The following is a 15,680-nucleotide window of genomic DNA, read 5'->3' as shown; positions in this document are numbered from 1 at the left end:
ACTAAAGTTGCGTTTTATGTTGTGCAACTATTTTGCTTGCACTGTCTATCTGATAAGACCAATAATTTACGATTTAATTTATTAGAAAAAAGCCCGAAGTTGCACACTGCCCGTATGTATGGTTCCGCCTTTTTCCCCTTTTCGACCTTGGTAATTCAAATTAACATCTAAAAATTGCGTTATGTTTTTCTGAATAAGCGCGCGCCAAACTAAATTGCGCCCCGTTTGTAATCCTTCGAGCATGTGGAAACCGACCGATGAAAGTTCGTTACCATTAAATTTATTTTCGTACAAAGAAAATTCACCATTTATTGTTACCTTCTTATCGCCTGCATACGAAAATGAAGTTCCCAAGCGCTGTTGTTGCAGGGTTTCTAAATTGCCAATTTGATTGTTTTTTTGAGTTTGTTCATAAAAGAAATCCAAACTCGTGTTTTTAGAAAACAAATAACTCACTTTTGGAGCCATTTGATAGCCGTTTATGATGTAATTCTTATCCGCATAATCTTTGGAATTTAATGTGGTATAAATGCTTTTGGTAAAGAAACCTACCAACCAACTTTTTTGATACAAATGATTGTATTGCACTTGATGCGAACTATTTTTGCTGTCCTGCGAACCAATCGTCAATAAGTTTTTCGATTGATTTTGCAAATAAGTATAGGTTACCGAATGCTTTTGTTTGCCGCGATTATAAAACAAACTGTTGCGAATACTGGCATTCAATCCCAGAGCATTTTCGGTATTAAAGTCAAATGGGTTCAGTTCAAAGCCACTTCCTTCATTTTTTACTTTTCGTTCTAATAAAAAAGCCGTTTGATTGTAAAAATGAGAGAGTAATTTTTTAAATCCCTTCTTATTTTGCCATTGGTTTGGATTAAAAGTGAGTGATTGCGAGAACTTATTTTGATTGGTTTTAATGTAGACGCGATTCGGTAAAAAGATCCGAATATATTTGGCTTGATCCTGAAAAGCGGCTGTTTCAAACTCTTGTAATTCCTGAATTCCGTTACCGTTGTAATCAATCCAAGTGTACACGCCTTGTCCAGCGGGCACTTCTACGTAAGTGTAATCTTGCTGCGGAATAGTTCCAGAAGTCGTTTCATACAAAGTCGTGCTCTGTAACAACTGATTGAAAAAACGATCGTTGTACAAGACTCTCGAGTTAAACGAAGCTACTGAAACTTGGGTTGGATCTTCAAATTGTAAATTTCGATAATTGGCAAATACCGATAAATCGCGGGTAGTAGTTTGTAGTAATCTCGATTTGATTTGCCAGGTTTGCGAGTGGTTGACGCGCGCTAACAAGCCATCTTGTAAACTGTCGTTAGTGCGGTTTAAATAACCCAATTCTACAAACACTTTGGTGCTATCGCCACGACCTGCATAAAAACTATATTCGGTAAAACGTTGACTCAAATTAGTCAAACTTTGTGTCAAAATATTTTTTTCCTCATTGTCTTCGAGACGAACTTTCGCAGTCAACCAATTTTTGCTCCAGTTGAACTGTATTTTCGAGTTATTCCTTAAAAAACGAGAGTCCTTTTCGATAGAATTACTTTTTAAGTAACTGCCTTGTGTTTCAATTCGCCAATGGTTGTTTTGTAAATAGCCAAATAATGACTGTCTGATTCCGTGGTAATTATCATTTGCATCTAGTTTTTCAAAGCCATAATTCAGGTAGGACAATTCGGTTGCTGATTTTTTTCGATTAAAAGTCAAACCTGAGTGTAGCAAACTTTGATTTCCAGAAAGAAGATTCGGAATATTCCAATCTCTACTGAACTCGATATTGTACAAACGTTCTACCGATTGAAAAGTTTCTTGAACAAATTGATAATCAGTATACGCATCCAAAGTATATTTTCCAGTAAATAATCGCTGCTTGATCTTCAGTTTTCCTGCTGCTCCAGAATTGTTCGCGTCATCAAGGGTTGAAAATAGATTTAAGTCATTGTTGCTTAATCCAAGTTCAAAATCGATGTTTGTTTTTTCAGAAGGATTGTATTGGCCAAAAAACGTAGCGATTTGTTTTTTTATGGGCGCAATTAGTTTGACAACAGGCGCATAATTGCCTTGCGAAATGCCGTTTAAGGGGGCAACATATTCATATGTTCTATTGACTGTATTGTTATTTTGTAAAGTATAATTTCCTTTGCCTGCGCCCACCATGCTAAATTTTACATTGTACAAAACGAGCGCCGCATCATTTGACAATTCAAAAAATTCTTGACCGTTGCTGATTATTTTTTGATATAAAACAGCATTTTCAGAGTAGGCTTCCTCATAAGCCGAAGGCGCAATCATCAGGGCATTATTATCGCCTGCATTGGCTAAAATGGCGACCTGATTTCCATTTAAATTTTGTTGCAAAGGTTGACTTTTCAAATCACTTTCGGCATACAAATACGTGCCAAAGTTCCAATCTTTCGTGGTGTGTTTCACTCCATCATAAGTTACAAAACGAGTAAAATTTTGCTCACTGTATTGGTATTCGACCGTAATTCGCATTTCGGAAGTAATGGTAAATAAAGACGTGAAAATAATTTCTCCTGCATTGTAATCAATTACATAATCGTTGTTTTCGCCACGCTGTAGTAAATTCCCGTTGACGTACACGCGCTCGGATCCAGAAATCACTAAAACGTACAATTCGCCATTTTGACCAATTAATTTGTAAGGACCTTGATTGCCTTCTTGACCAGAAAACTCACTTTTGGCATATTGTCCGCGTACTAATGAGGCCGACGCAAAAACGCTGGTTCTATTTTCGGGTTTGCCAAAGTCAAAATTTAGCGAAAGTCCTTGCACTTTTTTGTTAAAGCGAAGAAAAGAACTAGAATTGTTCTCTAATAAAATATCACCTGCCCGAATCTGCCAATTTTCACTAAATAATTCCATGAAAATGTTGTCAAATTGATCCAGCTTCTGCGAATAGCCACCATCTTGTAGCGGAATATTGTTGTCTTGCAAAGAGGCTCGAATACTCACTTTCTCGGAAAGTTTTCCGGTAATTTGAAGGTCTAAATTGGAATTTAAAACAGAATTCTGATTGTTGCCAATCGTAATTCCGCGGCTAATACTTCCAGAAGTAGTGAGTCCATCAAAAGGAGTAGGAACTATTTTTTTAGGCTGGATTTCGTAAAGAGTTCCGAGTACAGCGTCGTTGCTAATTATTTTACTCGAATCATAATCACCGTATTCTTTGGTTATAAAATCAGGATAAGTTAGGTAGTAAATCGTAACAATGTTTGTTTTGGTAATCAGATTTTCGTCTAGAAGTAAAGTGCCCTTTAAAAAATCTACAGTATAAGTAGTAGCGTCTAAAAGTGTATCATTCTGATCTCTAATTTCAAAAAAAGTAGGGTTGATACTGTTGGTATCTAGGTGAATCGTATCGGTCGTAACCGCAACGGTACTATTTTTATATAAAGAACTTTCGTCCTGAGCATAAAGTCCAGAATAGATAAGTAAGAACGCAATGAAAAGTACTTTTTTAAACATAAATACTGTAAATCCAACGGTTCAAAAGTAGTGTTTAAATACGTAATTTGTTTTTAAATAAAAAAAATAAGGTTTTGCTGTAGTAGCAAAACCTTATTAGAATTAAAATATAACCTTAATCAATTAATTAAGTTCCTTGTATAATAATTTGCATGGTTTCGCGGCTTACTTGTTTTAGTAAAACAGTTTTGTTTGCTTCTACTGTTGTAGCGGCTTCTTCAGTAAAGTGACGAATCGTGTATAACGTTACATTTTCGTTAAAATCAACTTTAAATTTCTTCGATAATATACTGTTCAGTTCGCTAAAATTCGAGAATTTATCTTCGACACAAACAGAAAAACTAATCGCTGAGTTCTGAATCAAGTTTACTTTGATTTGATATTCATGGAACAATTTAAAAATCTCACTAATGTTTTCTTCCATTATAAAAGAGAAATCAATAGAAGAAAGCGAAATTAATAGTTGTTCTCTTTTAACAATAAAACAAGGATAGAATGGCTCCAAATCAACTCCTTTAGCAACAGAGGTTCCTGGTAATAAAGGATTGATAAATGACTTCACGTACAACGGAATCTCTTTTTTCTGCAAAGGCTGTAGCGTTTTTGGGTGTATTACCGAAGCACCATAAAAAGCCAATTCAATCGCTTCGCGATAGGATATTTGATTAAGCAAACTCGCATTTTCGAAATAGCGCGGATCTGCATTCATTACTCCGGGAACATCTTTCCATATCGTTACGCTTTCGGCATTTAAGCAATAAGCAAAAATAGCAGCGGTATAATCAGAACCTTCGCGACCTAAAGTAGTAGTAAAGTTGTTTTCATCAGAACCTAGAAAGCCTTGAGTAATATTTAGGCTATTGGTTTTTATGTTTTTAGAGATGTTTTCTTGCGTTAGTTCCCAGTCCACTTCTGCATCACGGTAATTGGCATCTGTTTTAATAAAATTTCTAACGTCGATCCACTGGGTATCAATTCCCATAAAACTCATAAACTGGCTCAAAATAGTAGTCGAAACAATTTCTCCCATACTTACAATTTGATCATAGACGAAGTTGTAATTAGGTGATTTGTTGTGTTCCATAAAACACTCTAAATCCGTAAAATGATTTGCTATAATTTCAAACACAGGATGATTTGGGTCCGAAAATAAATCCAACAAAATTTGATTGTGGTAGTTCTTCACATCTTGAACAGAAGATTGTAGTTCAGACGATTGTTCAAAATAGTTTTTAATAACTACCTCTAATGCGTTTGTGGTTTTTCCCATTGCAGAAACAATCAGCAATACATCTTCATATCCTGTTTTTTGCAAAACATCATACACGTTTCTAATTCCTTCTGCATCTTTTACCGATGCACCACCAAATTTGTATACTCTCATTAGTTCTACTCTATATTTTTAAATCAATTTTTTAGGATTCAAAAATGCTTCGATTCCAGCTTCGTCCATTTGTACGACACGCCATTCATCAAGCACTTTTGCACCAGATTTTTCATAAAATTTAATTGCTGGTGTATTCCAGTCCAAGACATTCCATTCTACTCGTCTTACTTTATCTTTTTGCGCTTGCTTAAAGATTTCAGTATACAAAGCCAAACCTAATCCAGATCCTCGCATGCTTTCTTTTACAATAAGATCTTCCAAGTGAATCGTTCTACCTTTCCATGTAGAAAAACGGTAGTAATACAATGCAATTCCAACAATCTCTTTCGAGTTATTGTTGTTCTTGGCTTCGGTATCAACTTCGGCGACAAAAACATGAAACAAAGGATTGGGTCCAAATCCGTCGCGTTCTAAGTCAGCTACAGTGACTACAACCGCCTCCGGTTCTTTTTCAAAAGTTGCCAATTCTTGGATTAATTCTAAAACCGCTGCCATGTCTTCGATCTGTCCTTTTCTGATATTCATAATGTGTGATACTTATAGATTTTATGCTATAATAACACTTTTTTATAAAAACAACAGCTATTAAAGCAACAAATATACAGTAGTCCAAAATTATGTAGAAGCGTTTTAGTGGTATTTCACAAAATAGTATTTTTTGTTATTATGTGCGTGTAGCTGCATTTGTTCGTAAAGTAATGTGCAAAAAAAAGGGCTGCATCAAATTAATGAAGCAGCCCTCTAATAAGGTATAAACGTTGAATTATTTATTCATGTTTTGCATTTCGTAAATAAAGGTATCTAAATCTACTTTCTTGCCCACTAATGAAAGTGATTTTGCAACTATATAATTTACGTTACTTGGATTGAATCCTAAACCAATTCCAATTTTTTGTAACATTACTTCTTGTTTTTTTTCTAAATTATGATCCGCATGAACCATACGAGCCAAATCGTACAAACGCTCCAAACGTTGTGTGTGCAAATAAGGTGGATTGATAGGATATCTCAAAGGATCGCTTAAAATCTCTACATATTCTGCATCTGAGATTTCTAACTGTGACGCTAGTTTGTCTAAAAAGTCTTTTTCCTCAGGATGTAAAATTCCATCGGCTAATGCTACACGAACAATAGCAGCAAAATGACCTTTATTACGTTGTTTGAATTCGCTATCAAATAAATCTGAAAATGACATAATTAATAAGTTTTTATCCCGCAAAGATAACCCTATTTTTAAATTATTAATTTTAATTATTATATAATTTTTTTGCACTACTTTTTTTGAATATTAACTTATTTTTATTGTTGAATTTAAAGTGAGAATAGACGGTTTTCAAAATAAATTGTAAGTTTACAAGCCCTTATCAATTTTTAATAAAAAAACCTATGTCAGAGTTTTGGATTTATTTTCAAATAGGATTAAAACATGTTTTAGACATTCATGCTTACGATCACGTTTTGTTCTTAATAGCGCTTGCGGTGCCTTATGCGTTTAAAGATTGGAAACGTATTTTGTTATTAGTTACTATCTTTACAATAGGTCATACAGTAGCTTTATTGCTTTCCGTGTACGGCGTGGTTGCAATAAGAGTAAATTTGGTGGAGTTTTTAATTCCGATTACGATTTTTATTACCGCACTGTTTAATTTATTTACCGCCGGAAAATCATCTAAAACTGAAAGTATAAATGTGATTTTCTTTATTACTTTGTTTTTTGGAATCATTCATGGGCTTGGTTTTTCTAATTATTTTAAAGGAATACTAGGAGGATCGGCCAACTCAAAACTACTGCCTCTAGCCGAATTTGCTTTGGGTATCGAAGCTGCTCAAATTCTTGTAGTTTTTGTGGTGTTAATACTTTCTTATATTGTACAAACAATATTTCGTTTTTCTAAACGCGATTGGACTTTGGTAATGTCGTCGTTTATTATTGGTTTTATTATACCAATGCTTATCGAAAGCGAAATTTGGAACCGCTAAAAAAATGGAATTTAAAAAATTAAATAAATACGACAAAGCCTATTTGCGAATTGCTAAAGAATGGAGTTTGTTGTCGTATTGTAAAAGAAAACAGGTAGGTGCAATTATCGTAAAAGACCGTATGATTATTTCAGATGGTTACAATGGCACACCTTCGGGTTTTGAAAATTGCTGTGAAGATCAACAAGGATTAACGCGTTGGGATGTGCTGCATGCCGAAGCCAATGCGATACTAAAAGTGGCGCGCTCGACACAATCGTGTGAAGGTGCTACCTTATATATAACACTTTCGCCGTGTAAAGAATGCAGTAAGCTCATTCATCAATCGGGCATTAAAAGAGTTGTCTATCAAAATGGGTATCGTGACGATGCCGGTCTTGCTTTCTTGCAGAAAGCGGGAATAGAAGTAACGCATATTCCTGTTTTAGAAGAATAAAAAGGTTTGTTTAAACTTAATTTGTTTTAAGATGAAATTCAATACGAACTATTTACCAATTATAATCGGAGGTTCCTTAGCAATCGGGATTCTGTTGGGGAGTTATGTGCACAAAACAAATTTAAATACCTATGGAACGCAAAGCATCTCCAAAAACAAACTCAACAAACTCATTGATTTTATTAATAATGAATACGTAGATAGCGTTAATACCGATTCTATTGTAAATATGACTGTCGATAAGATTTTGTCGCAGTTAGATCCGCATTCCGTTTATATTCCGCCTGCAGAACAAAGCCAAGTTGCCGAAAACATGAAAGGTGATTTTGTAGGCATTGGTGTTAATTTTTACATGTATAAAGATTCGGTTGCTATTATTAAACCAGTAGAAAATGGTCCATCTGCCAAAGCAGGAATTTTAGCAGGCGATCGTATTTTGTACGCAGGAAAAACCAAATTATACGGTCGAAACTTACCAACAGACAGCTTATTTACCAAATTAAAAGGTACAAAAGGGTCTGAAGTAGAGTTAGTTTTATATCGAAAATCGGAAAACAAACAATTAAAAGTAAAACTAAAAAGAGATGTTATTCCAATTAAAAGTGTAGATGCGGCGTTATTGCTAACTAAAGAAATTGGATATATAAAAATTAATCGCTTTGCAGAATCTACATACTCCGAGTTTAAGAAAGGCTTGAGTCAATTACAGAAAAGTAAAATTAAGTCGTTGGTTGTTGATCTTCGTGATAACGGCGGTGGTTATATGGAAGAAGCTATTGCAATAGCCGATGAGTTTTTAAAAGACAAACAATTGATTGTTTTTACCAAGAATAAAAATGCTACGGAAGAAAAGACATTTGCGACTAGTGAAGGTTCGTTTGAAACCGGAAAAGTATATGTTTTAATAAATGAAAATAGCGCTTCGGCTAGTGAAATTTTGGCCGGAGCCATACAAGACAATGACCGAGGGATTATTGTGGGCCGCCGTTCTTTTGGGAAAGGATTGGTGCAACGTGAAATGGATTTTAAAGATGGTTCTGCGGTGCGTTTGACCGTTGCAAGATATTACACTCCCACTGGTCGATCTATTCAAAAACCATATGCGCAAGGAAATGAAGATTATTTTAAAGAGTCTGATTTGCGCTTTAAGTCGGGTGAGATGTACGAGAAAGACAGTATTAAAGTAGCCGATTCATTAAAGTTTAAAACGCCAAAAGGTAAAATAGTCTTTGGTGGAGGCGGAATTGTTCCTGATGTTTTTGTACCTACAGAAGTAGAACACGGAAACGAGCACATTGCTTTTTTACTGCAATCAGGCATGATTGGTCGATTTGTGTTTGAAACCTTAGATTCCAATCGAAATACTTTCGAAGGATTGTCTTTTTTAGAATTTAGAGCCAAAATGAAAACATCGGATCTGTATTACAAGCAATTTCAAAAATACCTATATGCTTCAGGCTTTGACTTGCCTTTAAAAGGGAATAAAAGTTTAGTCAATCGTTTCATTACTGCAGAATTTGCGCGCCAATTGTACGGCGAAAATTACTTTTATTTGGTTACTCTGGGTGAAGATGCAATGGTAAAGGCAGTTTTGAATCAGAAATAACTAATCTATATTTTAAGTTTTTAATGCGATAGAGTTAATATGGTATTGATCTATTCTTTATATTCGATAAACATTAAATTTTAAAAAATATGAATGCATCAAAACTTATAGGAATCGTTTTAATTGTAATTAGTCTTTCGGTAGGATATGTTGGCTTTAATAAAGTAGCCAATAGTACGAAGGAAATTAATTTCTTAGGATTAAAAATTGACGCCTCAAACGAAGAAGGTCAAACACAAGGATATTTGTATTTAGGATTAGCAATTTTGCTTTTTGGTGGCGGACTGTATACCGTGAACAAAGCTAAATAATAAGAATTAAAAGAACCATTCAAGATTGGCAATTGTAGTAGGTATATTAACTGCTATTTGCGTCTTGAATGGTTTTTGAATGTTTTTTTATTTTATAAACAAATCTCTTATCGTGTGCTGTCGTGCGCGTGAGTTTGAATTCCGTTATTCCATAAAGTCAATAAATCGGTAGCCACTGCAGCTCCACTTCCTGCGGCGATGGCCAACTGACTGCGCCAACCGGCAAGAGTTCCCGCGACATAAATACCATCGGTAACTTTGTGATCGGTATTGCTAAGTTGAATGCGTTGTTTTTCGGGAATTGATTTTTTATGAGGTTCCACGTATTGCAGTAAGCCTTCGATAGCAAATGTATTAGCAGAACCAATGCCGACTACTATATTTTTTGTTTGATAGGTGTTTTTATTCGTAAAAACAGTAAAGTTGGGATAAATACCTGCAACACGAATTGCTTTTTCGTTTGCTATTTGTGTAATGTGAGGATAGGTTTCTGAAAGATGCGTTGTACTTTCGACAAGAATTTCAGCACCTAATTTGCCTTCAGGAACTCCGTAAGCATTATTGAATAAAGCTTCTTGCAAAGACGAATTTTTTTGATGGGTAATAATGCCGATTTTTTTATCAGACATAAATGGTTTTTGCTGTGCTGATCCTAAAATCAAAGCGCAAGAAACGCCCGAAACTCCACCTCCAATAATTAAAACATCAAACATAATTACATTCGGTTACTCATCTTTTCTTCGATCTTTTTTGACATTCTAAAAATTAATAGAATCAAAACAGCACAGAATGAAGCAGCAATACCAATAAATGCAACTGCGCTATCTCCTTGAAACGGACTTTTAAAATCAATTAAAGTAATATTAAAAACAATTAAGGCTAATGCTAAAAATACTAAGACGCCGGTAAAAATTTTCATGATTATTAGTTTTATTCTAAATAAATTAGCTTTTTCTTACAATTCAAGCAAAACAACTTATTTAGCTGAGTTTTAGGGTGTAAATTTATAAAAATATAGTTTAGACAAACAAACCTTTAACATTAGCTGCAAATAATTTAACAGCAATAGCTAGAAGTACGACCCCAAAAGTTTTTCTAACTACACCTAATCCATTTTGGCCTAGCATTTTTTCGATTTTAGCCGAAGATTTTAAAACAATATAGACTAAAATGATATTCAGTATAATGGCTACTACAATATTAATGGTGTGAAATTGTGAACGCAGCGAAAGTAAAGTGGTCATTGTTCCTGCTCCAGCAATTAAAGGAAATGCCAACGGAACAATAGAGGCAGAGCTAGCTTCTTCGTCTTTATAAATATGAATACCGAGGATCATTTCGAGGGCAAGAAAAAACAAAACGAACGAACCTGCTACCGCGAACGAATGTACATCAATACCAATTATCTTTAAAAATCCTTCTCCGACAAAAAGAAAAATGATCATTATTAGCCCTGCTACAATAGATGCTTTTTCAGACTCAATGACGCCAACTTTTGCTTTTAGATTTACAATAATCGGAATAGAGCCCACAATATCTATGACAGCAAAAAGAACCATGCTAACAGTTATGATTTCATTTAAGTCGATATGTAACATTTTTAACAAATTAAGTTATATTTTTTTTGCAAAGGTATGATAAATAGTAGTTCACATGTTTTAAAAAATCATTTATTTCTTACCAAAAATCAGCCCTTTTTAAATTGTTCTAAATTCTAATCGAGTCGAATTAATCTCGAAGCTTTGTCTATCTTTGCAGCTTACAATTTTTTAGCAATTAGAGTTATGTTTCAGTTAGGAAAAACGATAGTGTCGGAGGATATTCTTGGAAAAGAATTTGTGTGTAATTTATCAGCGTGTCATGGTGCATGCTGCGTAGATGGGGATGCGGGTGCGCCGTTGAGCGAAGCTGAAACCAAAATTTTAGAAGAAATTTATCCAAAAGTTAAGCCTTATTTAAGAAAAGAAGGTATCGCAGCCATCGAAGCGCAAGGAACGTGGGTAACAGGAACAGATGGCGAATTAGAAACGCCTTTAATAGATAATAAAGATTGCGCTTACGTTATTTTTGACGGCAAAACCGCACTTTGCGGAATTGAACAAGCATACAATGAAGGAATTGTAGACTGGAAAAAACCAGTTTCATGTCATTTATATCCTATTCGAATAAAAGACTTTACCGAATTTGCAGCTGTTAATTACGATAAATGGGATATTTGCGATGCCGCTTGTTCTCTTGGAAAAGAGCTAGAAGTGCCTGTTTATAAATTCGTAAAAGAAGCATTAGTGCGTAAATTTGGCGAAGATTGGTATGCAGAATTAGAGGTAATTGCTACAGAATGGGAGAAACAAAAACATAAGTTTTAGAAAGACTTTTAGAAGCGGAAAAAAAGAGCATTTTTAAAGCCGTGCAGACTAATTTCAGAATTTTAAATTTTATAATTTTAACTTGCTTATTGTTATAAAATTTCTATATTCTAGGTCAGATTGTGTAACTGCAATCCTCTTTAATCTGTTGTTGTTTAATTAGTTGGTTTTTTAGCTCCAAGACTCCCATTTTTCCTCGGTTGTTAAAAACTAAGCCTTATTGTGGATAAGTTTGGCTTTTATTTTTGACAACAAATTGCAATCTTTGTAATGTACTCAAAAACTAAAAAAAGAGCACAAATATTTATAGAAAACTCATACAACATGTCTCAGATAGAACCAATTTTACAAGAAAACAAAAACCGTTTCGTTATTTTTCCAATCAAGCACCATGATATATGGGAATGGTACAAAAAGATGGAAGCCAGCTTTTGGACTGCTGAAGAAATTGACTTACATCAAGACTTGGCAGATTGGAATAATAAGCTGTCTGAAGACGAAAGATATTTTATCAAACACATTTTAGCATTTTTTGCTGCTTCTGATGGAATTGTAAATGAGAATTTGGCCGAAAACTTCGTAAATGAAGTGCAATATGCAGAAGCTAAATTTTTCTACGGATTTCAGATCATGATGGAGAATATTCATAGCGAAACCTACTCGTTATTGATTGATACTTATGTGAAAGATGATGCAGAAAAAGATGATTTGTTTAATGCATTGGAGGTTTTTCCAGCGATTAAGAAAAAAGCAGACTGGGCTTTAAAATGGATTGATTCTGATTCGTTTGCAGAGCGTTTAATTGCTTTTGCTGCGGTTGAAGGGATTTTCTTCTCGGGTGCTTTTTGTTCTATTTTTTGGTTGAAAAAAAGAGGATTAATGCCAGGTTTGACTTTTTCAAACGAACTAATTTCGCGTGATGAAGGAGTGCACTGCGACTTTGCAGTTCACTTGCACAACCATCACTTGGTAAATAAAGTTTCGAAAGCAAGAATCACAGAGATTATTGTAGATGCTTTAAATATCGAAAGAGAATTCATTACAGAATCGTTGCCAGTAAGTTTAATTGGAATGAATGCGACTTTAATGACGCAATACTTAGAATTTGTTGCCGACCGTTTACTGGTAGAGTTAGAATGCGACCGTGTGTACGGAGCGAGTAATCCTTTTGATTTCATGGACATGATTTCATTACAAGGAAAAACAAACTTCTTTGAAAAGCGTGTAGCAGAATACCAAAAAGCAGGAGTAATGAGTACCGATTCTGATTCGCAAAAAATTTCTTTTGACGCAGAATTTTAATAAAATAATTTTACTTTTTAGTGTGTGACACGCACAATAAAGAAACCTAAAAAATACAAACGAATGCTTTTCTGTGTTCGTTGCTCTAAGGCGATTGAATACTTTGTTTCCCCAAATCGAAGCTTCAATCGCTAACAGAAAATAGTTAATAATTGCCTTTTTGCGATTCTTAACCAAGTACAGTAGTGCGAATACTTTAATTCGTATAAAAAAACACAAAATCCCAATTGCACGTCTAGACTTTTTTTTCTGGATCGAAATTGTTTAACCTTTATAAAAGTAAGCTTATGTATGTAGTGAAAAGAGATGGCCGCAAAGAGCCAGTAATGTTTGATAAGATTACGGATAGAATAAAAAAGTTATGTTACGGTTTTAATGAATTGGTAGATCCTGTTAAGGTTGCCATGCGTGTTATTGAAGGATTATATGATGGCGTTTCTACTTCAGAATTGGACAATTTGGCGGCAGAAACTGCTGCTTCTATGACCATTGCGCACCCAGATTACGCGCAACTAGCGGCTCGTATTGCTATTTCTAATTTACATTCTAATACTACAAAATCGTTCTCAGAAACGATGTCTGATATGTATCATTATGTAAATCCAAGAACAGGTAATCCGGCACCATTATTGGCAGATGACGTGTATGAAGTAATTAAAAATAATGCACAAGCATTAGATTCAACTATAATATACAATCGTGATTTTAACTACGATTATTTCGGATTTAAAACGTTAGAGCGTTCTTATTTATTAAAATTAAATGGGAAAATTGTAGAGCGACCACAACATATGTTGATGCGCGTTTCTATCGGAATTCACAAAGACGATCTTGCATCTGTTTTTGAAACATACGAATTGATGTCGAAGAAATTCTTTACGCATGCGACACCGACCTTGTTTAATTCAGGAACTCCAAAACCTCAAATGTCATCATGTTTCTTATTAACAATGAAAGATGATAGTATTGATGGTATTTACGATACGTTGAAGCAAACAGCTAAAATTTCGCAATCTGCGGGAGGAATTGGTTTGGCAATTCATAACGTTAGAGCAACAGGTTCTTACATTAGTGGAACCAACGGAACTTCAAACGGAATTGTACCGATGCTTCGTGTGTACGACATGACAGCTCGTTATGTAGATCAAGGTGGAGGAAAACGTAAAGGAAGTTTTGCCATGTACATTGAGCCTTGGCATGCTGATATTTTTGATTTCCTTGATTTACGAAAAAATCACGGTAAAGAAGAAATGAGAACTCGTGATTTATTTCTTGGAATGTGGATTCCTGATTTATTTATGAGAAGAGTGCAAGAAGATACGACTTGGACTTTAATGTGTCCGAATGAATGTCCAGGATTATCCGATGTGCACAGTGAAGAATTTGATGCTCTGTATTTAGGTTACGAAGCAGCTGGAAAAGGAAGAAAGACAATCAAAGCGAGAGAAATTTGGGAAAAAATTCTAGAATCTCAAATTGAAACTGGATTGCCATACATGTTGTATAAAGATGCAGCGAACCGTAAATCGAACCAAAAGAATTTAGGAACAATTCGTTCTTCTAACTTATGTACCGAGATTATTGAGTTCACTTCTCCCGATGAAGTTGCCGTGTGTAACTTGGCTTCGATCTCATTGCCAATGTTTGTAGAGAATGGAAAGTTTGATCACCAAAAATTATATGATGTCACCAAACGTGTAACATTCAACTTGAATAGAGTAATTGATAGAAACTACTATCCTGTAAAAGAAGCAGAAAATTCAAACGTACGTCACAGACCAATTGGTTTGGGAGTGCAAGGTTTGGCCGATGCTTTTATCTTATTAAGAATGCCATTTACCAGTGATGCAGCCAAAAAACTAAATCACGAAATTTTCGAAACTTTGTATTTTGCTGCCGTTACCTCTTCTATGGAGTTGGCAAAAATAGAAGGACCGTACTCTACATTTAAAGGTTCTCCAATGTCACAAGGAGAATTTCAGTACAATATGTGGGGAATGAAAGACGAAGAATTATCAGGTCGTTGGGACTGGGCTTCACTTCGTAAAGAAGTAATGGAGCATGGTGTTCGTAACTCATTATTGGTTGCGCCAATGCCAACAGCTTCTACTTCTCAGATATTAGGAAACAACGAAGCTTTTGAGCCATATACTTCTAACATTTACACTAGAAGAACACTTTCGGGTGAGTTCATCGTAGTAAACAAGCATTTACTTGAAGATTTAGTGAAATTAGGGATTTGGAACGAAACATTGAAGCAAGAAATTATGCGTCACAATGGGTCGGTTCAAAACATTGATGGAATTCCAGCAGACATAAAAGAATTGTATAAAACAGTTTGGGAAATGTCGATGAAAGATATTTTAGACATGTCACGTCAAAGAGGGTATTTTATTGACCAATCACAATCGCTGAACTTGTTCATGCAAGATGCGAATTACCCTAAATTAACTTCAATGCACTTTTATGCATGGCAGTCTGGTTTAAAAACAGGAATGTATTACCTAAGAACAAAATCGGCGGTAGATGCCATTAAGTTCACCTTAAACAACGATAAGAAAGCAGAAACTCCAGAAGCTAAAGTGGAGCCTGAACCAATAAATGTAGAAGACTATAAAGCGATGTTACTAAAAGCACAAGCAGCAGGTCCAGAAGACTGCGATATGTGTGGAAGCTAATTTTCGCATCAAATACAACTTACAAAAGCAGCTATCAACTCGATAGCTGCTTTTTTTATTGCTATTTGTTATTTTTTTTCGATTACCTTTAGTTAAACTGAATGATAACT

General features: G+C 34.9%; 14 protein-coding genes. 7 read left to right on the top strand and 7 right to left on the bottom strand.

The features are described 5' to 3' along the window. Positions 1 to 81: 81 nt before the first annotated feature. From AP058_RS12420 to AP058_RS12405, 4 genes are all read right to left on the bottom strand, one after another. Entirely contained in the window at positions 82 to 3,504 is a 3,423-nt protein-coding gene (locus AP058_RS12420; protein ID WP_066311325.1) for a hypothetical protein, read from the bottom strand. A gap of 127 nt (positions 3,505 to 3,631) precedes the next feature. Next, positions 3,632 to 4,888, bottom strand: a complete 1,257-nt coding sequence (locus AP058_RS12415; RefSeq protein ID WP_066311323.1) for an aspartate kinase — start codon at positions 4,886 to 4,888, stop codon at positions 3,632 to 3,634. An 18-nt stretch (positions 4,889 to 4,906) separates the two neighbouring features. Then, positions 4,907 to 5,416, bottom strand: a complete 510-nt coding sequence (locus AP058_RS12410; protein WP_066311321.1) for a GNAT family N-acetyltransferase — start codon at positions 5,414 to 5,416, stop codon at positions 4,907 to 4,909. 238 nt (positions 5,417 to 5,654) lie between these two features. Next, positions 5,655 to 6,086 (bottom strand): TerB family tellurite resistance protein, encoded by a 432-nt coding sequence (locus AP058_RS12405; RefSeq protein WP_066311317.1) that lies wholly within the window; start codon positions 6,084 to 6,086, stop codon positions 5,655 to 5,657. A 191-nt stretch (positions 6,087 to 6,277) separates the two neighbouring features. Between AP058_RS12405 and AP058_RS12400 the strand changes: the two genes are divergently transcribed. The 4 genes from AP058_RS12400 to AP058_RS12385 all read left to right on the top strand — a co-directional run bounded on the left by AP058_RS12400 (position 6,278) and on the right by AP058_RS12385 (position 9,224). After that, positions 6,278 to 6,871 carry a HupE/UreJ family protein gene (locus tag AP058_RS12400; RefSeq protein ID WP_066311315.1) on the top strand — a complete coding sequence of 198 codons (594 nt, stop codon included), beginning with the start codon at positions 6,278 to 6,280 and terminating at the stop codon, positions 6,869 to 6,871. A 4-nt stretch (positions 6,872 to 6,875) separates the two neighbouring features. Continuing rightward, positions 6,876 to 7,307, top strand: a complete 432-nt coding sequence (locus AP058_RS12395) for a dCMP deaminase family protein (protein WP_066311312.1) — start codon at positions 6,876 to 6,878, stop codon at positions 7,305 to 7,307. A gap of 31 nt (positions 7,308 to 7,338) precedes the next feature. Continuing rightward, a complete protein-coding gene (locus AP058_RS12390; protein ID WP_066311309.1) occupies positions 7,339 to 8,913 on the top strand; it encodes a S41 family peptidase in 1,575 nt (524 codons plus the stop codon). Between the two features lie 89 nt (positions 8,914 to 9,002). Further along, complete coding sequence (locus AP058_RS12385; protein WP_066311306.1) at positions 9,003 to 9,224, top strand: hypothetical protein; 222 nt, start codon at positions 9,003 to 9,005, stop codon at positions 9,222 to 9,224. Between the two features lie 107 nt (positions 9,225 to 9,331). Here the strand turns inward: AP058_RS12385 and AP058_RS12380 are convergent, their stop codons facing one another. From AP058_RS12380 to AP058_RS12370, 3 genes are all read right to left on the bottom strand, one after another. Further along, entirely contained in the window at positions 9,332 to 9,937 is a 606-nt protein-coding gene (locus AP058_RS12380; RefSeq protein WP_066311304.1) for an FAD-dependent oxidoreductase, read from the bottom strand. 2 nt (positions 9,938 to 9,939) lie between these two features. Continuing rightward, entirely contained in the window at positions 9,940 to 10,143 is a 204-nt protein-coding gene (locus tag AP058_RS12375; RefSeq protein WP_066311301.1) for a hypothetical protein, read from the bottom strand. 100 nt (positions 10,144 to 10,243) lie between these two features. Next, on the bottom strand, positions 10,244 to 10,822 hold the full coding sequence (locus AP058_RS12370) for a MarC family protein (protein ID WP_066311298.1): 579 nt from the start codon (positions 10,820 to 10,822) through the stop codon (positions 10,244 to 10,246). 186 nt (positions 10,823 to 11,008) lie between these two features. On the opposite strand from AP058_RS12370, the gene AP058_RS12365 reads away from it, so the two are divergent. The 3 genes from AP058_RS12365 to AP058_RS12355 all read left to right on the top strand — a co-directional run bounded on the left by AP058_RS12365 (position 11,009) and on the right by AP058_RS12355 (position 15,570). Further along, on the top strand, positions 11,009 to 11,590 hold the full coding sequence (locus AP058_RS12365; RefSeq protein ID WP_066311296.1) for a DUF3109 family protein: 582 nt from the start codon (positions 11,009 to 11,011) through the stop codon (positions 11,588 to 11,590). A 324-nt stretch (positions 11,591 to 11,914) separates the two neighbouring features. Next, positions 11,915 to 12,892, top strand: a complete 978-nt coding sequence (locus tag AP058_RS12360) for a ribonucleotide-diphosphate reductase subunit beta (protein WP_066313402.1) — start codon at positions 11,915 to 11,917, stop codon at positions 12,890 to 12,892. Between the two features lie 287 nt (positions 12,893 to 13,179). After that, the gene (locus AP058_RS12355) at positions 13,180 to 15,570 is read left to right on the top strand and encodes a ribonucleoside-diphosphate reductase subunit alpha (protein WP_066311292.1); all 2,391 of its coding nucleotides are present in this window, start codon (positions 13,180 to 13,182) and stop codon (positions 15,568 to 15,570) included. The last annotated feature ends 110 nt before the right edge of the window (positions 15,571 to 15,680 follow it).

Source organism: Flavobacterium sp. TAB 87 (genome assembly GCF_001529295.1).
Lineage (GTDB): Bacteria > Bacteroidota > Bacteroidia > Flavobacteriales > Flavobacteriaceae > Flavobacterium.
This window is presented reverse-complemented; position numbering and strand designations above follow the sequence as displayed.